We start from the raw sequence: 18,890 nt of genomic DNA, 5'->3' as shown, positions 1-18,890 counted from the left end.
ATATAAATCAAGAATATAGGTATTCCTATGAAAGTCAATGTTTATTTATCTTATTATAATGGTTCGGAATATATAGATGATCAAATTGCAAGTTTGTTAAAACAGAAAAATGTAGATGTACATATATACATTCGAGACGATGGTTCTAATGAAACAGAAGCTGCGTATATTGATAAATATTGTGGCTATAATAAAATCACGGTTATTCATTCTGAAAATTTAGGATTTGGAAGAAGTTTCATGTGGCTAGCAAATAAGATCGCAGAAAAAGCAGATTTTTACGCATTTTGCGATCAAGATGATGTCTGGCTTAACAACAAATTAGAAAAAGCTTGCGAACGATTGAAAAAGTATACAGAACCAGCTGCATACAGCGCTCTTCCACAATATGTTGATTCAAAACTATCTCCACTAAATGGCTGTTCCTCTATGGTTGATCATTTACATTTTGGCAAAATGAATGTAGACGATGCGCTGGGATACCAATTTTTCGGTTTAGGATGCACCTTTGTATGGAACAACGCTTTGAATAACATTTTACATAAAATTGATTTAAAATATTATTCCTTTGCACATGATAATTTTTTGAGTGTACTAACGCCTTTTATAGGTACATTTTACAGGGATGACTCGCAGGTTCTTCTTTATCGTCAACACAATAGGAATGCTAGTGGTAATAAAAAGGCTAAGAGATGCGTTTTCAAAAAAATAACGGACATCTTAAAAGACCATGGTAACTCAAAAAATTTCTTAATGCGAAAATATATTGTTGAAAATTTTAGAGAATATATGTCAAATAACAATTTAAAGCTTTTGGAAAAATCCGTAAATTACCGCACAAATATTTCTGATAAAATAAAATTAATAAGAAGAGAGTTGCACAGAGTTGACCAAGACAGAAAAATAAAGAATTTGATTCGAATTTTAACAAATCAGTATTAAGGATTGTTAAAAAACTTGGATTTAATTAGATAGAAGTTGGTTTAAAAAGAGACTAAATCATGTTTTTTAAACAAACCTTATTAGGAAAATTGTTAAGACATATTAAAACAAATATGTTGTATAATCGTTGGCGAAAGAAAAATGCTGAAAATTGGACTTATCCCCAAAATAATTACAACCAGAATTTAGTTTCTGTCGGCAAGTTTTCATATGGTCCTATACATCTCATAACTTATGGTCGAAAGCATAAGCTAATTATAGGAACGTGCGTTTCTATTGCTAATGATGTGAAGTTTTTGCTAGAAGTTGAGCACAATTTATCAACGATATCGACATATCCATTCAAAGCACGACTTGGTATCGCTGATGAACCAATCGGTAAGGGCGATATTGTAATTGATGACGATGTTTGGATTGGCTTTGGTGCTACAATTTTATCAGGAGTCCACATAGGACAGGGCGCAGTTATAGCGGCAGGAGCAGTAGTAACCTCAGACATTCCTCCATATACGGTGGTGGGAGGAATTCCTGCTCGAGTTATAAAAAAACGATTCGACGAAAAAACAATCGGTTATCTTTTATCTTTAGATTTTAAAAAACTGACAAAAGAGCATATAAAAGCTCACGTCGATAACCTTTATAATTCTATAAATGAAATTGAGCTAGAAAAAATAAAAGAAAAATTTAGTTGGTTTCCCAAAAAAGATATTTAGTCATACCTGAAAAAAATCATTATTGAGATATCAACCACCATTGCCAGAATGCGGTAAAATGTCAATTGTTTTCAATGATATTTGACAATGTGTTATTTTTTTTTAAATTTGTTTCAATTTGATAATACTATATAAAAAAGAATATTGTAAGGTTTCTTAATGAAAACAGTTCTTTTAGCAGGTGGTTTTGGTTCCCGTATTTCAGAGGAATCTGCATTCAAGCCGAAGCCCATGATTGAAATAGGCGGAAAGCCGATTCTTTGGCACATCATGAAAGAATATGCCTATTATGGTCATACGGAGTTTATCATCTGTGCTGGTTACAAGCAGGAATATATCAAAGAATGGTTCTCAAACTACTTCTTGCAAAATTCTGATGTGAGTTTTGATTTTAGCAACAACAAAAACGAAATCACAATTCACCATAGTCACATTGAACCGTGGAAAGTAACTGTAGTCGATACTGGTTACAATACGATGACTGGTGGGCGCATTAAGCGCGTTCAAGAATATGTTGGAAATGAACCGTTTTTTATGACTTATGGTGATGGTGTTTGCGATGTAGACATCAATAAGCTTCTTGAATTCCATAAGAGTCATGGCAAAATAGCAACACTCACTGCGGTCAAATTGGCTCAAGACAAGGGCGTTCTCAACATTGGCGGCAATAACGCAGTTAAGTCATTCCGTGAAAAGAGCGTGAATGACGGTGTTACAATTAATGCTGGTTACATGGTGTTGCAGCCCGAGATATTCAATTATCTCACTGATGATACTTGCGTGTTCGAAAAAGAACCGCTAGCAAAACTCGCTAGTGATGGAGAGCTGATGTCCTACACTCACACAGGTTTTTGGCAGTGTATGGACAACATTCGCGAAAAATCAATGCTGGAAAAATTATTAGCCTGTGGTCAGGCTCCTTGGAAAAAATGGTAACAAAGGAAACGTTTATGTCCAAAAAAGAAGAACTCAAACAACAGATTTTGGAACTTACCCGTGAATATTACAGGGAGGTCCACGAAACTAAGCCGGATTTTGTTCCGGGTAAAACTCATGTGAATTATGGTGGTCGTTTCTTTGATGCCGAAGAAATGGTGAACCTCGTGGATTCGTCGTTGGATTTTTGGCTGACAGCAGGTCCATGGGCTCGCAAGTTTGAAACACGCTTTGCCAAGTGGCTGGGAGTCAAACACTGCAGTTTGGTCAATTCGGGTTCTTCGGCGAACTTGATTGCGTTCTTTGCTCTGACTGCGCAGGAACTCGGAGACCGACAGATCAAGCGTGGTGACGAGGTGATTACTGTGGCTGCAGGTTTTCCGACAACAGTCGCCCCAATTGTGCAATATGGTGCTATTCCCGTGTTTGTGGACATGAACATTCCCGAATACAATATCGATGTGTCAAAGCTTGAAGCCGCTTATTCACCCAAGTGCAAAGCTGTGATGATCGCTCATTCTTTGGGCAACCCATACAATCTTCAGGCTGTTGTCGATTTTTGCCGCAAGCACAATTTGTGGTTGGTCGAAGACAACTGCGATGCACTTGGTTCCGAATACTTGATTGACGGCGAATGGAAAAAGACGGGCACCATCGGCGACATCGGTACAAGTTCCTTCTATCCGCCGCACCATATGACCATGGGTGAAGGCGGCGCCGTTTATACCAACAACGACGAACTCGACAAGTACGTGAAATCTTTCCGCGATTGGGGGCGTGAATGCTGGTGCGTGGGTGGAGTGGATAACACCTGCGGCAAACGCTTTACGGGTCAGTTCGGTCAGCTTCCCAAGGGTTATGACCACAAGTACGTTTACAGCCATCTTGGTTTCAATCTCAAGGCTACTGATATGCAAGCTGCAATCGGCTGCGCTCAGCTTGAAAAACTTGACACCATTGTGCAGCGCCGCCGCGAGAATTTCAAGATTCTCCGCGAAGGACTTGAAGGAACCAAGGGGCTTATTCTCCCTGAACCGCAGAAAAATTCTAATCCGTCGTGGTTTGGTTTCTTGATTACGGTCAAAGAAGACGCCGGATTCACGCGCAACGATTTGACCACTTACCTCGAAAGCAAGAAAATCCAGACTCGCAACCTGTTCGCGGGCAATTTGATTAAGCATCCTGCATTTGAGCAATATATCGAGAATGTGGACTACCGCGTGCCGGGCTCACTTGAAGTGAGTGACTTTATCATGGAACACACGTTCTGGATTGGTGTCTATCCTGGTATGACCGAGGAAAAGCTCCAGTACATGATCGATTCTATCAGGGAATTTTGCAATCGGTAATTTATGATTGATTTGTTCAATGGTTTCTATAAAGGCAAGCGAGTCCTTGTAACCGGTCATACGGGATTCAAGGGTAGTTGGCTTTCGATTTGGCTTCATGAACTTGGAGCTGAAGTGATTGGCGTTGGTCTTGAACCGTATTCTGTAAAGGATAATTTCGTTTTGAGCGGTATCGGCTCAAAAATTAAGGCCGATATTCGTGCGGATATCCGAGACCTGCAGAAAATGAAAAATATCTTTGCTGAATTCCAGCCGGAGATTGTTTTTCATTTGGCTGCTCAACCTCTTGTCCGTCTGAGCTATGAAAAACCCGTAGAAACCTATGAAACAAATGTCATGGGGACAATCAGCATTCTCGAAGCTATTCGCGCCACTGAAAGCGTGAAGGTCGGTGTGATGATTACTACGGACAAATGCTACGACAATAAGGAACAACTTTGCGGTTACAAGGAAGACGATCCGTTTGGCGGTTACGATCCGTATAGTTCTTCGAAGGGTGCTTGCGAAATTGCCATTCAGTCATGGCGTCGGAGCTACTTTAACCCGGACCAATTCGAAAAACATGGCAAGTCGATAGCCTCTGTTCGTGCAGGCAATGTGATTGGTGGTGGCGATTGGTCCTTAGATAGAATCATACCCGATTGCATTCGTGCGTTGGAAGCTAACAAGCCAATCGACATTCGCTCGCCAAAATCGGTACGCCCGTGGGAACATGTGTTGGAACCTCTTTCTGGCTACTTGTTGCTTGCTCAGAAAATGTGGAATAAACCGACAGAATATTGCGAAGGCTGGAATTTTGGTCCTGAAGCGGAATCTGTTTCTACAGTTTGGGATGTCGCAACAGAATTGGTCAAGAATTTTGGCAAAGGCGAATTGAAAGATTCTTCTAACCCTAACTCTGTTCACGAAGCTCAATTGCTGATGCTTGACATTAACAAGGCCAAGACTCGTTTAGGCTGGAAACCGAGATTGGATATGCAAAAGTGTTTGGCTCTTGTTGCTGACTGGTATAAGCGTTATAAGAATGAAGATGTGTATAAGCTTTGTGTAGAAGAAATTGAGACTTTCACAAACGACAAATCCTAAAAAGGTATGTGAGAATGGAACAGAAGATTCGTTCTGAATATTTAGATATGGTATGCGGTCTTTGCATACTTCATATTGTTGTAAGTCATATATTCCAAGCTGCGGGTATGACTGATTGCTCCATTTATAAGTATTTTCACATATTGTTTTTTTCAATGAGTTGGTTTTTCTTTAAAGCAGGAATGTTTTACAAAAAAAAGGATATGCTTGAAACAGCTCGTTCTAGTTACAAAAGGTTAATTGTTCCTTTTGTCGTTTTTTCTTCATTTGGTTTTGTCTTTTTTTTTGCGAGAAAAGTTTTCATTTCTGGTAATGATGTTTTTACGACTTTTAAACAAATCATGGGAACGTTCCTAGTTAATGGAGCTTTTCCTGGCAATCTTGCTTTATGGTTTTTATTGTCTCTGTTTGCTTGTCGATTGCTTTTTAATTATATAAACATAAAATTGCCTTCATATGCATTATATCTTTGTCCATTAGTTTGTCTTTTATTTTCTATTATTTTCCATTGTTTGAATATATCGAGGCCATGGTATATTTTAAATGTTTCTCTAGGTCTTTTTTTCTATTCCGCGGGATATTTATTGAAAGATAAACAATATAAATGGAGTGTGTTTATAATCGCATCTGTTGTCCTTGTTCTTATTGCAGTATTTAAGGATAGTTCCGTATCTTTTGCAAACAACTCTCTAATTTACGGAAATTTTTATTTATGGATAGTCTATGCAATGTGTGCTGTGATTTTTGTTAACAATTTGTTAAAAAAAATTAACATACAGTTTATTCCTTTAATAAAAATAGGACAAGATTCCATGACATACTATGTGTTGCACATGATAGTTATTGATATTATTCTTTGCGTAGATGATGTTTTTAAATTTGAAAAAACGATTCTTTTGGCGTTATTGTTACTTTCTAATATCGCCATTCTACCTATAGCTAATGTTGCTTTGAAACATTCAAAATATAAGTGGATTGTGGGGTTATAGTGGAATCTATTCTTATCACTGGGGCAGGTCCTAAAGGTGTTACGGGGCGTTTAATAAAGGAACGCCTACAATCAATGTATCGCTTGATTACCCCGTCTAGCAAGGAACTTGACCTAACTAACGACGATGCTGTTAGGACGTTTTTTGCTAATAATAGTGTAGACTATATTATTCATTGTGCAACTTTTCGACCGACATCCGCTGACGCTTCTCATCTTGTTGACGAGGAATTGGAAAGTAACATACGAATGTATTTTGCGCTCGCATCCCAATCATCAAAATTCAAAAAAATGGTTTACATGGGTAGCGGTGCAGAATTTGATAAGTCAAAACCGATTGTAAATGTTGCTGAAACTGATTTTGGAAGGTCTATTCCCAAAAACAAATATGGTCTTGCAAAATACCTAATGAATTGCCATACGCTCAAAAGCGACAATATATACAATTTTCGACTTTTCGGAACGGTAAACCGGTATGAACGCTTTACCAAGAATGTAATTTCTAATTTATGCGTCAAGGCAATTTTAGGACAACCATTGGAATTGCGTCAGGATTGCAGGTTTAGCTTTATTGATATCGATGATGTTGTGTCAATTATTGAATCCGCACTAAAAACGGATCTGAAATATCACGATTACAATCTTGCAATGGATGATAGTTATCTGTTGTCTGATATTGCAGAAATGATTCTGAACTTATCCAATAACAAGAATGCAATTCATTTTGCTACGGATGGTTTGAATCTAGAATACACCGCATCTAACAAGCGAATGAAGGCGGAATTTCCTATTACACTCACTTCTATTGAGACCGCTGTAGAAAAAGTTTATCGCTATTATTTAAGTCAAAAAGATTCTCTGAACATTGAAGGGATTGATTCTCGTTGGAAATAACAGATGATTAAAGTTTCTGATTACGTAATTGAATTTTTGTTAAAGCATGGTGTAACCGATGTTTTCATGTTTGTCGGTGGCGGAGCCATGCATCTTGACGATTCTGCAGGTGCTAATCCGAATATGAATTGCGTGGCATGTCTGCACGAGCAAACATGTGCCATGGCTGCAGAAAGTTATGCAAGAAACAAGAACGGACTTGGCGTTGCCATCGTTACTACGGGCCCCGGGGCAACGAATACACTTACAGCTGTTGCTGCGTCTTGGATTGAATCAACCCAGCTCTTCGTGATTAGCGGTCAGGTTAAACGCGGAGATTCTATGATTGGCACAGGGGTGCGCCAAATGGGTGTGCAAGAAGTGGACATCGTTGAAATGGCTAAGCCTGTAACAAAGTATGCTGTTCTTTTGAACGATCCGTTAAAGATTCGCTATGAGTTGGAAAAGTGCGTATTCATGGCAAAAAATGGTCGCCCAGGCCCAGTCCTGTTGGATATCCCATTAGATGTTCAAGCAACACGTGTGGACGAAAATACTCTTGATGGATTTAACGCTGAATACGACAAGTATGAAATACCGAATGAGTATTTAAAAGAAATAAAGTCTTTGCTTGAACACTCGAAACGCCCCGTTATTTATGTGGGGGCAGGAGTCGCTCTAGGTGATGCTAGAAAAGAGTTTCTCCAATTTGTTGAGAAATTGCAAATTCCGGTATTGACGACTTGGAACGGAATGGATTTGATTTGGGATGACCATCCTCTGTATATGGGCCGTCCTGGAGCGATTGGTCAAAGACACGCCAACTTCGTTCTTCAAAATTCAGACCTGCTGATTACTGTGGGGACGCGACTTGCGCCACTTCAGACAGGGTTCGCTTACGATGCCTATGCAAGATTTGCAAAATTAATCATGGTTGATATAGACAAAGCGGAACTTGATAAGCAAAAATTGCATCCCCACTTGAAAATCCAAAGCGATGCAAAGACTTTTTTTACAGAGTTAAATTCGCTTGATATTATTCCTAACGATAATTCGGCTTGGATTGCTCAAGGCAAAACATGGGCAAAAAAATACCCAGTACTGAATCCAGAATGGCTGAATAATACAGATTTCGTGAACTCGTATTATTTGGTTGACTCTATTTCTCGCCAAATGAACGTAAATGACGTTTATTGTGGCGGTCGTGCAGGAACTTGCGTTGACACCGTGATTCATGCTTTCAAGGTAAAAAAGAACCAAACAGTCATTGCGACTAAGGGTCTTTCTTCGATGGGCTATGGTTTGCCTGCAGCAATTGGTGCCGCTGTAGCGCACCCTGGACAAAAGATTGTATGCAATAATGGTGATGGTGGCTTTGTCATGAATATTCAGGACTTGGCAACAATCAAATACCATAACTATCCAATCAAGTTCTTTATCTTGAACAATAATGGTTACGCCACAATTGTTGCAACACAGACAAATGTATTCAATCAGCATTTTGTATGCTGTAATCAAAATTCAGGTCTAGCAATCGGAAACATCAAAGCCGTTGCCGAAGCGTATGGAATAAAGACTTTTGCTATAAACAACAATTCTGAAATTGATTCTGTTGTTGAAGAGGTTCTTACATACGATGGTCCCGCTCTCTGCGATGTAAAGGTCTGCATAACGCAACCGATTCAGCCTCGCCAAGCAAACTACAAGACTCCAGAAGGACAAATGGCATCACGCCCACTAGAGGACATGAAACCATTGCTCCCTCCAGAAGAACTCGCAGAAATCATGTCAGTGTCAGCAAAGTAATATGAGCTTTAAAACATTTGTAACACAGAAACTAGGCGTTGACAAGGCGATATTTTACACTTTGTTAAGCCGAGGGTTGTCTATATCGACAGCCCTATTCACGGTGTTTTTCATTGCAAAAAATCTTTCGCCGGAGGAACAGGGATTCTACTATACTTTTGGCAGCATTGTTGCTTTGCAAGTTTTCTTTGAGCTTGGCTTGACAGGCATTATTACGCAGTTTGTTGCTCATGAAGCTTCACACTTGAAGCTGAATTCTGAATACAGAATGGAAGGAGAAGAAAAATATCGATCAAGACTTTCTTCACTTTTGAAGTTTTGTACAAAATGGTATCTTGTTATAGCGATTCTCGTGTTTATCGCTCTTGGAATTTTTGGATCCATATTCTTCTCTAAATATAGTGCTGAACACAAGGACATTGAATGGTTCTTGCCGTGGATCTTACTTGCTGTTGGTACTGCATTTAATTTGCTGCTGTCTCCAATTACAGCTTTTTTGGAGGGGCTTGGGAAAGTCAAAGAAGTTGCTCAGTTGCGTTTTGTTCAGCAAATTGTGCATCCGATTGTAGTCTGGGGAGGCCTATCTATTGGTGGAAAATTATTTGTATCCGGAGCAGATGCTTTTGTAAGGGTTTTTATCGTCGTTATAATTATTGCAAAGTCTCCCTTCTTCAAAATATTAAAGAATATTTGGAATGATTTTGGATCTGAAGCAGTCCTTTATATGAAAGAAATATTCCCATATCAATGGCGAATTGCTGTAAGTTGGATTAGTGGATATTTTATCTATCAATTATTTAATCCAGTGTTGTTCGCGACTGAAGGTGCAAGGGTTGCAGGACAAATGGGCATGACTATGGCAGCCCTCAATGGTTTACATGCTTTAACTCAGAGTTGGATTAATACAAAAGTTCCGAGACTTTCTGGATTCATCGCTCAGAAGGACTACAAAAATTTAGATTTGCTTTTTGGCAAAACTATGAAACAAATGATGCTAATTGGGACTTCATGCTTGATTGCCTTTATAGTTGTTATATATGCTATTCAAAAAATGGACTTTATGCTATTTGGAATTCATATTGGGGATAGATTTTTACCGATACTCCCATTAAGTCTAATGGCTTGGGCAATATGGACAATGTTCCCTATAAATTGCTGGGCTACATATTTAAGGTGCCATAAAAAAGAACCGTTGTTACTTAATTCTGTTGTTGTCGGAATTTTATGTTGCATATCAACAATTACATTTGGAAATCTATATGGAGTTTACGGCATTACAATAGCATTTGCTTTGCTCCGTTTTGTTTCATTGACATGGATTAATTACATATATCGCCATAAAAAGAGGGAATGGCACAATGACTAAACAACCTTTGCTTTCAATATGTATTCCGACATGGAATCGTGCTAAAATTTTATCTATATCATTGAATAGCTTTTGTGAACAGCTTGCATCAATAGATTCATCAGAAATTGAAATTTTTGTTTCTGATAACGCCTCTGACGACGATACACCCCAAGTTGTTCAATCGTTTATTGATCAGGGATTACCTATTACATATAATAGGAATCCCGAGAATGTTGGTGCCGCAGGTAATTTTATAAAATGTATGCAATGGGCATCAGGTAAATACATCTGGTTATTGGGAGATGACGATCTTTTAAAAGATGGTTCAATTTCATATATACTAGATTTAATTCGAAACGGAGATTATGGATTAATCCATTTAAGTGTTTTAAAAAATAAAGACAACCTACCCGAGACTCAAGAATATTCTGATTGCGATGATTTTTGGAAGGCCATTTCTTTTTGGGTGACCTTCATGAGTGGCAGTATATTTTTAAAAGAGGCTGTACATCTTGTTGATAACTGTGAACGCTACATTCCAACTCGTTTGTTGCAGGTTCCATTTTATTTAATGTCTTCAACACTCCGAGAGAAGAACCTTTTTGTTCGAAAATCTGTAATGCAAGATGGACTCGATGGAAGTAGTAATGGTGGGTATAACTTTTATCAGGTTTTTGTTGAAAACTACCTAAACATTTGGAAAGAATATGTAGATAAGGGAATTGTTTCTAAAAAATGCTATGCATTCATAAAAAGGGATATTTATTCAAAATTTATCATTAATTACAATTGCATGTTATTGTTGCTTCACCGAAATGTCAAAAGCGAAAATGCGAATAATATTGGCAACCGTAATGGATTCAAGATAAAAGGAGCATGGAAATTATTGCTTAAGTATTATGGTCATGAATTGTATTTTTGGACGCTGATTCCGAAACAACTAGCAAAAACTGTATTGAATTTTATTAGAGCGAGAATGAAATGAAAAAAAAAGTACATCGTTTTATTTCTTTTTTGTTAAGAAGGATTGTTTCTTTATTAAGATTTATCTATTCCTATAAAACCTTTGAATATGTAGATTTATCCTTAAAAACAAGGATTCGTTCCTACTGGCTTCAGCCAATTTTTAAACAATGCGACAAAACGGTATCTTTTGGAAAAATTGGACTCATTCATGGTGGAGAATGCATAACAATTGAAGAAAAAACATATTTTAGCGATTATATCTATTTAACAACATGGCCCAATCTTGTTAAAGAAAAACCTTCTTTAATGATTGGTGCTTATTGTGATTTTGGGGCATTCAATCATATTACATGTACTAATAAAATGACAATAGGTAACAACGTACTAACAGGTAAGTGGGTTACAATTTCAGACAATAATCATGGAGATTCATCTATGGAAATGTTGAAAATGCATCCATTAAAAAGACCTATCATTTCAAAGGGACCTGTTGTTATTGAAGATGATGTTTGGATTGGAGATAAGGCAACGATTCTCTCAGGAGTACATATCGGCAAAGGCGCAATTATCGCCGCAAATGCTGTAGTAACAAAAAATGTACCTGCATATAGCGTTGCGGCTGGGAATCCGGCGAAAATTATAAAGCAACCAACATTACAAAGAGACTCTCAGGCTTAGTTTTGCAGCCCCAAAAGTTGGATTATTTGAAGCAAGGATTAAACAAGCGCAATGAGTCCGGTATTATACCGGACTCATTCCTTTCTTAAGAGATGGCTTTCGTTTTTTTCAAACAACAGGCTTCGCAGCCCCCAATTATTTATTCAATATGGTGTTCAAAGCGTTTCTCAAAGCATCAATAAAACCATGCCCATATTTTAAATCGGGTTCCATATAATTGCCTTCACCCCATTCATTCCATGATTTCAACATGACGATTTTGTTATTCTTTTTTTGTACATTCTGCAGAATTTTTTTTGCCTGTTGTTCAAAAAGCTCAGGTGTTACATTTACAAACACGCGCCCTTTCGTCCCACTTCTTGGTGTATGATCCCATTGTGGAATTATGAATGGGATTACATCATCATTAAAATCCATATAATCCTTCCAAAGGAGATGATTACAAATATATCCATAATCATTTCTTACTGGGCTAGGCCAATGTGCCCGCCGTTTTTGCATAATATATTTTCCAAGCTTTGAATAATTAAAATAAGGATCTGTCCGAGACCACATTGATGGAGTTACCGCATCAAATCCCATTGAAATCCATTTTTTATATTCACTTTCATCATCAAGATTCGCAACAAAATATATTCCATCGGCAACACCAGATTCTTTAATCCATTTATTCCAAAGATTGATAAACAATTGAACTTCACTAAACAATTGTGGGCGATAAATCAGAAAAAAAGGTTTCCCATCTACTCTAACATATCTATGGTCTTTGAATAATTTTAATACATACTCAAAATGTGCACGATAATCATCTATTCCTTCATAACGCTGTTCCATCAACAGCTTATCACCCTTACCATCCTTATTCCATAACTTTGCCTTCCAAGACTCATTCGCCCAACCAAGGCAAAAAGGGAAATCAGGTTTTCCAGATTCCAGGACATCATCAATAATACAGTTCATTAACTGACGTCCTTTTCCACCAAACCAATAATGCCAATAACAAAAACCATCTATGCCAGCTTTTTGGGCCAACTCAACCTGTTGCTGACGAACAACAGGCAACCTAAGATCATAATACCCTAAATCTGCAGGAACTTTAGGCTGATAATGTCCCCTAAACAACGGCTTTGCTTTTCCAACATTCGTCCATTCCGTAAATCCCTTCCCCCACCATTCATCATTTTCCTTAAATGGATGAAATTGGGGTAGATAATAAGCTAGAATTTTAGCATCAGACATGGTATTTCTCCTATTTCAACTTGCATATTTTTTAAAGCAAGAATGTTTGCACAACATATATGTTACAAAGCAAGCACCTGCAAACAAGCTCCGTAATTATTGCCAAACATAGTCTCTTGCCCAATCTTTTTCATAACATCAAGCCTCTTTCGCAGCATAAAACAGACTCATCATTTTTCGAACTTTAGAAATTTTATTCAAATTACCTTTTAAGCATTTTTTTTGCTCGTCAGTCAACAAGTGATTATCCAACAATTTAATCCACTGCTCTACAGGAATTATCGAATAAACTTCAGCCGCATATTGGTTTAAATAAGCACCATTAATTCGCTCATTTGCCAAGAAGCGCTTCCATGGAATAAACGTTTGCGTTTTATAAACATTCAAGAACTCATCCCATTTGGCCTTTAATGCTGTTTTATTCAAAGGTCTAAAATGAGTAATAAAATTCGGCAACATTGGTAGTGATACGGGGTACATTCCTATTTGAAATCCTTTAACTGAGGCAGACACGCTCTTCAGTACATTCATTACCTGAACGTGTTCTTCATGCCAATCCATAAAAAAAGGAAGAAAAATAATTTCTGGGCGATAATCTTGAACTATTTTCAAAAGACCACATTCCCTATTATTCGCATTAACGGTAGAAAACGGTCGATGATATTTATTTGCCAAAGATTTCATTTCTTGATAACGAATGGCATGAATTTCTTGTGTATCACCACCATCCATATCCATGTTGCAAATTAACACATCTGTATTATCTTTGATGATTTGTGAGCAACCTATCCACTCATCGTCGGAATGCGGGGCAAGGATCAATATTTTACAATCGGCATTCAGTACAGGAATATCAATATATTCAGACTTTAGTCGACCAACAACTCTATCAACAGTCCAAAACAATTTGGTTTTTATTCTATACAAAAAACTAATAATTATTTTTTTTTGCATCATTTTATCAGCAAGCCTTCAAATATATCAACATGTTTCTTAGCAACAGCATCCCATGAAAATGACGATTTTACCATATCTCTATTTTCAAAAACTTTATTAGTATTCATAACTTTCTTAATTTTATCCCTTATATCCATCAAATCATCTGGATCAAAGGTTTCACATCCACTCATTTCTTTAAAATCTAAAATCGGTAATGTCTTAGAAAGAATAGGGAATGCTCCAGCTTGAATTCCTTCCAAAATTGAAAGGCCAAAAGTTTCCTGATAAGATGAACAAATGACAGCTTTTGCATTTGAATAGGCAGATTTCAGCAAATCAGAATTCGCATCAACCCAACCTAATAAATGAATATTTTTACATTTCTTTGCAATATCCAAACATTGCTGATAATATTTGGAATTCTTTGAATCGCCGCCACCAACAAAAACAACATTTTCCTTTTCACCTGCCATAGCCTTTATTACATTCAGCTGATTCTTGTTTTGATCAAATCTTGCAACCTCTATTGCATAGTCACATTTTTTCCCTATTTTCTCAAAAATAAGTTCATCTTTTTTATAGCAAACTTCATCAACTCCACTTGGAATAATTGTTATTTTTGATTCAGAAACATGAAAATATCTACTAACAAACTTTCTTTCTTTTTCCGTTTCAACGACAATAACGTCAGCCAACAAGCACATTTGGAAAAATAATTTATATGTAGTCATTATCGGCATTTTTCTAATAAGCCAATACAATCTTAATGAAAGGCTATGATTTAGATTGACTATAGACGACAAAACAATCTTTAAACCTTTGGATTTTGCATACTTTACCAATTCAACATTACCAACATCAATCATATAAACATGTAGAATGTCATAATCTTCAACTTTTGTACTAAATTTATCAAAGAAATCTATTTGGCAACCAAGATCCCTTATAAAACGAGAGGTTTTTTCTATTCGTTTGTGAACACCTCCTGCTATATTTTGAAAAGCCGTATCATACGTATTGACTAAAACTTTCATCTTTTTTTCCTGTAATCGAAAGAAGATATATCCCTATATAAATCCAAAATAACGAAACATTCCAAATGGTTAAAGAAAATTGCATCGGAACAAGCCATCCAACTAAAAGGATTAATTGAAAGAACCTTTTATACGGATCATTCATCTTCACAAGCAAAAAAATACTATGCACTAACAACCCAACAAAGACAATTAATCCCATATACCCATATGCGAGCGTTATTTCTAAAAAAACATTATGAACATAGCCATTGTTAAACTCGTCAAAAGTACATATTCCATTCCCCCAAAAAGGATTTCGTTCAATCCATTCAATTGCAACATTCCAAATATTTGTTCTTGCTGAATATACTTGATCAGATTCATCCAAGACTAGCAATTGCAATGTTAAGAGTGAATACGTGGGTAGATTGAATTTCATAAGTTGACTAACAATTGCAGACAGCAACAATTTCCAATTCGCTAAAATAAGAAAGATTACCAACGAAAGAATTAACTTAGAAATGGATTTTATTTGAAAAAAGAACATCACCAACAGCATGGCTAAAGCACCCAGCGCAGCGCCCTTATTTCCATAGATAACTATAAAAGATAATTCTATTATTATTGGAGCAAGCAGTATTTTTTTCCTTAAAGCATAAAAACCAAAAAGTAACCCTGAAAACGAAAACATCAACAAGTCAAAACCATACCCCATATAATTACCAGACAAACAATAATCATTCAAAGGATCAAGTAATAAAACCAAACCATTTACACATGAAATTATAAAGGCACAATAAATCAATAATTTAAAATTATTGACATTCAATAAAAAATATAACGGAACAAATCCAAATATGATGAAATTTAGAGAATATTGATAAGAAGTCTCATACCCCTTAAACAAAGTTGCGTAAACGAGTTGAGATCCAAAAAATAATGATAGGAGTAACCATACAAAAATATTTCGCAAGTCTATTCTAGAAGATCTGTTTACTACCGTGAGCAAAATCAACAATAATGATACATAACCACCTATAATCATTGTGGAATAATCATGTGTCAAATATATCAATGGACGTAATAAAACAAATCCATAAACATACAAAACGAAAAGAAATTCCGGTGTCTTTATATATCTTAACATTTTAGACGTGTTTCAAAATATATATTATTAAATCAACATTGAATCGTATGGGCATTTTAATTAACGCCCCAAAATAGAAGAATAGTCCCCCTATAAAACAACGTCTTTTCAAATAGCCTAACAAAATTCCGCGATACCTATGAGAAACAATCTTCTTTTTTATTTCAATATTTTCACTACATTCCATTGTATCAATATAGTTTTTTAGCAAATGTAATACATGGTCTCTATTTTTGTCGGGATTTTGAGGAGCATTTGATCTATCAGACACATCAAAATCTATTAAAGATTCTGATACAACGCCAATTTCTCCACCTTTAGAAAAAAAACGCAGAAGAAAGGCCGCTTCTTGATGACGTAGAAAAGTTTCATCCCACCCTCCACATGATAAAGCGTCTTTTTTCCACATCATGATTGCATTTGTATAAATGATATTGTCACCACTCAGTATATCATATGACAAGTTTCCTTGATGAGATGGAATATATTCTTTTTCTCTAGTCCATCCACAATATACAGCTCTGTACCGTTTATTCTTAAGTAAAAATTCGACTTGTTTTTGTATTTTATCCGGCCTATACACATCATCATCATCTAAAAACGTAACAATCTCTCCATCTGCATTTTTTATTCCAGTATTTCTAGCAACAGAGCCATTGCTGTTTTTACTATGAAGAATGTACTTTACACGATTGTCATTTGCGAAAAGTTTCATTCTGTTTTCAGTTAATTGGCGGTAGTCTGTATTAGGATTATTGTCATCAACAACTACAACTTGAACATTTTTATACGTTTGCGACAATACAGAATTTATCGCTCTCGGAAGCATTTCCGATCTTTTGAATGTTGGAATAATGACAGATACTAAAGGGCTCATTTTTCCGACCACGAGAAAAAACCTTTAACAATGTTCTTGCAGGCGTTTGCGAAGTTCGTTTCCTTTTTATAGCGTCGATGTTTTGCAATTACAAAATACACACAATATACACCTCCCCAAAAAGAACCCATCATCCGTCTTAAAATTTTCCCTCGATTAAAAAAATAAGTTTGTGTAAACCCCTTAAACCAATTTGATTTTTTACGAGACACTTCACCAATGCAAATCGGCACATAGTAAATGTTCAAGCCATTTTTCAAACAATCATATAAAAAAATGTTCTCTTCGCCAGATCCCATCACAGTTCCAGAGCCAAATCGAGTATCAAAGACGATGTTTGCTTTTCTTACAGATTCTAATCTAAAACAAATTTGCCAGCTTGCAATTCTAAGAGTTGTTATGTATCCAAGTTTAAAGCTTTTACTTGAATATTTTTTCCCGGGACACTTGACCTGAAAACAGATTACATCTGCTTTGGGATTGTCTGCAAAAGCCGTTTCGATTAATTGAGGATAATCTTTGTATAAATATTCATCATCATCGCATAACAAAGCATACTTTTTTGAGGCGTTTTCTACAGCCATATTTCGGCTTCTGCTTAAGCCTCGATCTTTTGTTGAAAAGATTCTGATTGTTCCAAATTCTAGCTTTTGTTCCCAATAATCATTTACATCACATTGATTTACCATCAAAGCACTAGACTGAATGTTTGTCTGTCTAAAAATAGACGGACCATTTTGATTCATTGCGGATATTAAAACTTCAACTTGGCTCATAGTATATTTCCAATTCTAGATGATGTTTGAAATTGCCAAATATGTATTTCCTCGATTAAACTTTTCTTCTGCGCACTTGCGAGCACTCTTCCCCATCCTAATTCTTAAACCTTTGTCAGCAGACAACGTCTCTACCGCTTGGGCTATTTCTATTGCATTTCCACTTTCGCAATTAATCCCCATTTCATACGCATCAATCAGCCTTCTATATTCAGGACTATTCTGTGTGTTAATAACAGGTTTCCCAACAGAAGCATAATCTGCATGCTTATTAATTATACTTGCAGCTGATGAACCTACAATGGGATTAACAACTATATCACAGAGTGACAACAGAGCACACATACATTCATAAGGCATTCGTCCTGTAAACAATGCATCTACATTCTTTATTTTCGAATAAGCCTCAAATTCAGCCTTTTGAGGGCCGTCTCCCATAACAATAAATTTAGGAACTGATTTGTTTTTTGAACCAAGCAGGTATAAAGCATCTATAACGGCTGGAATATCGTAGCTTTTTCCTAGTGTTCCACAATACCCAAGCCATATTTCATCATCTTTCGGAAAAACAAGCTTACACCAATCAATCTTTTTCTTTACATTTTCATCAAATGATTCAAGATTCGTACCAAGGAAAACAGAATAGCCTTTAGCGCCTTTTTCGTTCACCGACAATGCCCGGTCCACATAAGTCTGCGAAACTGCAACAATTTCATCTGCATTTTTATACGCTTTATCTACCAGGTATTTGAATGGACAGAAAACAAGTTTACTGAGTACAGGAACTTTGAAAACCATTTGGAACGCTTCAGGCCAAAGATCCTGCACATCAATAATAAATCTAATGCCATTTTTTTTACAATAGTCAGCAATTTTTGCTGGAGCAGTTAAAGAAGGGACCGCGCAATATACAACATCTGGTTTCTTTCGAGATTTCAGATACTTGACGACATTCTTGCCCCAGACATAATGGCTCCAGAACCGTCTCAAACAGATGTTTTTCTTGTATCCCGGTTCGTTCAAGAGCGTTATCTTGAATGGAAAATTATAAATATTTGTCCGACGAGCCTTTTCCCCATGGCAAAAATCGGACGCAACCAGTTCCACATCGTTATCTTTGCACAGCATGCTTGCCAAATACGGGAAACGATTATTGTCCGTCCCGTGCAATCCACCTACAAAATTCGCAATGATAACGATGTCTTTCATAT

The 18,890-nt window shown here is 36.6% G+C and carries 18 protein-coding genes; 11 read left to right on the top strand and 7 right to left on the bottom strand.

The features are described from left to right. Positions 1–27 precede the first annotated feature (27 nt). The 11 genes from B9Y77_RS04380 (at position 28) to B9Y77_RS16320 (ending at position 11,685) form a co-directional block, all read left to right on the top strand. Positions 28–942, top strand: coding sequence for a glycosyltransferase (locus tag B9Y77_RS04380; protein WP_085490604.1), 915 nt, complete (start codon positions 28–30; stop codon positions 940–942). A gap of 59 nt (positions 943–1,001) precedes the next feature. Next, positions 1,002–1,655, top strand: a complete 654-nt coding sequence (locus tag B9Y77_RS04375) for a CatB-related O-acetyltransferase (protein ID WP_085490603.1) — start codon at positions 1,002–1,004, stop codon at positions 1,653–1,655. Between the two features lie 159 nt (positions 1,656–1,814). Continuing rightward, entirely contained in the window at positions 1,815–2,591 is a 777-nt protein-coding gene (gene rfbF / locus B9Y77_RS04370) for a glucose-1-phosphate cytidylyltransferase (protein ID WP_085490602.1), read from the top strand. Positions 2,592–2,605: 14 nt separating this feature from the next. After that, positions 2,606–3,940, top strand: a complete 1,335-nt coding sequence (rfbH, locus tag B9Y77_RS04365) for a lipopolysaccharide biosynthesis protein RfbH (protein WP_085491444.1) — start codon at positions 2,606–2,608, stop codon at positions 3,938–3,940. A gap of 3 nt (positions 3,941–3,943) precedes the next feature. Then, positions 3,944–5,026: a CDP-glucose 4,6-dehydratase gene (gene rfbG / locus B9Y77_RS04360; RefSeq protein WP_085490601.1), complete on the top strand. Its 1,083-nt coding sequence runs from the start codon at positions 3,944–3,946 to the stop codon at positions 5,024–5,026. A 14-nt stretch (positions 5,027–5,040) separates the two neighbouring features. Further along, positions 5,041–6,015 carry an acyltransferase family protein gene (locus B9Y77_RS04355; RefSeq protein WP_085490600.1) on the top strand — a complete coding sequence of 325 codons (975 nt, stop codon included), beginning with the start codon at positions 5,041–5,043 and terminating at the stop codon, positions 6,013–6,015. Continuing rightward, positions 6,015–6,908 (top strand): NAD-dependent epimerase/dehydratase family protein, encoded by an 894-nt coding sequence (locus B9Y77_RS04350; RefSeq protein WP_176221711.1) that lies wholly within the window; start codon positions 6,015–6,017, stop codon positions 6,906–6,908. The genes B9Y77_RS04355 and B9Y77_RS04350 overlap by 1 nt, the downstream gene beginning before the upstream one ends. A 3-nt stretch (positions 6,909–6,911) precedes the next feature. After that, a complete protein-coding gene (locus tag B9Y77_RS04345) occupies positions 6,912–8,693 on the top strand; it encodes a thiamine pyrophosphate-binding protein (RefSeq protein ID WP_085490598.1) in 1,782 nt (593 codons plus the stop codon). A gap of 1 nt (position 8,694) precedes the next feature. After that, positions 8,695–10,059 carry a lipopolysaccharide biosynthesis protein gene (locus B9Y77_RS04340; RefSeq protein WP_085490597.1) on the top strand — a complete coding sequence of 455 codons (1,365 nt, stop codon included), beginning with the start codon at positions 8,695–8,697 and terminating at the stop codon, positions 10,057–10,059. Then, on the top strand, positions 10,052–11,026 hold the full coding sequence (locus B9Y77_RS04335; protein WP_085490596.1) for a glycosyltransferase family 2 protein: 975 nt from the start codon (positions 10,052–10,054) through the stop codon (positions 11,024–11,026). Before B9Y77_RS04340 ends, B9Y77_RS04335 begins: the two co-directional genes overlap by 8 nt. Further along, a complete protein-coding gene (locus tag B9Y77_RS16320; RefSeq protein ID WP_085490595.1) occupies positions 11,023–11,685 on the top strand; it encodes an acyltransferase in 663 nt (220 codons plus the stop codon). Before B9Y77_RS04335 ends, B9Y77_RS16320 begins: the two co-directional genes overlap by 4 nt. A gap of 135 nt (positions 11,686–11,820) precedes the next feature. On the opposite strand, the gene B9Y77_RS04325 is transcribed toward B9Y77_RS16320, so the two are convergent. From B9Y77_RS04325 to B9Y77_RS04295, 7 genes are all read right to left on the bottom strand, one after another. Continuing rightward, positions 11,821–12,924: a glycosyltransferase WbsX family protein gene (locus B9Y77_RS04325; protein WP_085490594.1), complete on the bottom strand. Its 1,104-nt coding sequence runs from the start codon at positions 12,922–12,924 to the stop codon at positions 11,821–11,823. A gap of 138 nt (positions 12,925–13,062) precedes the next feature. After that, complete coding sequence (locus B9Y77_RS04320; protein ID WP_085490593.1) at positions 13,063–13,881, bottom strand: PIG-L deacetylase family protein; 819 nt, start codon at positions 13,879–13,881, stop codon at positions 13,063–13,065. Continuing rightward, the gene (locus tag B9Y77_RS04315; RefSeq protein WP_085490592.1) at positions 13,878–14,897 is read right to left on the bottom strand and encodes a glycosyltransferase; all 1,020 of its coding nucleotides are present in this window, start codon (positions 14,895–14,897) and stop codon (positions 13,878–13,880) included. The genes B9Y77_RS04320 and B9Y77_RS04315 overlap by 4 nt, the downstream gene beginning before the upstream one ends. Then, complete coding sequence (locus B9Y77_RS04310) at positions 14,872–15,924, bottom strand: O-antigen ligase family protein (RefSeq protein WP_176221710.1); 1,053 nt, start codon at positions 15,922–15,924, stop codon at positions 14,872–14,874. The genes B9Y77_RS04315 and B9Y77_RS04310 overlap by 26 nt, the downstream gene beginning before the upstream one ends. A 103-nt stretch (positions 15,925–16,027) precedes the next feature. Then, positions 16,028–16,915: a glycosyltransferase family 2 protein gene (locus B9Y77_RS04305; RefSeq protein WP_139829258.1), complete on the bottom strand. Its 888-nt coding sequence runs from the start codon at positions 16,913–16,915 to the stop codon at positions 16,028–16,030. Further along, a complete protein-coding gene (locus B9Y77_RS04300; RefSeq protein ID WP_085490589.1) occupies positions 16,900–17,679 on the bottom strand; it encodes a glycosyltransferase family A protein in 780 nt (259 codons plus the stop codon). The genes B9Y77_RS04305 and B9Y77_RS04300 overlap by 16 nt, the downstream gene beginning before the upstream one ends. A 15-nt stretch (positions 17,680–17,694) precedes the next feature. After that, complete coding sequence (locus B9Y77_RS04295) at positions 17,695–18,888, bottom strand: glycosyltransferase family 4 protein (RefSeq protein WP_085490588.1); 1,194 nt, start codon at positions 18,886–18,888, stop codon at positions 17,695–17,697. Positions 18,889–18,890: the final 2 nt, after the last annotated feature.

The organism is Fibrobacter sp. UWB13, from assembly GCF_900177805.1.
Taxonomy (GTDB): Bacteria; Fibrobacterota; Fibrobacteria; order Fibrobacterales; family Fibrobacteraceae; genus Fibrobacter.
Note: the sequence above shows the minus strand (reverse complement) of the source record. Positions and strands in the feature narration are given on the sequence as shown.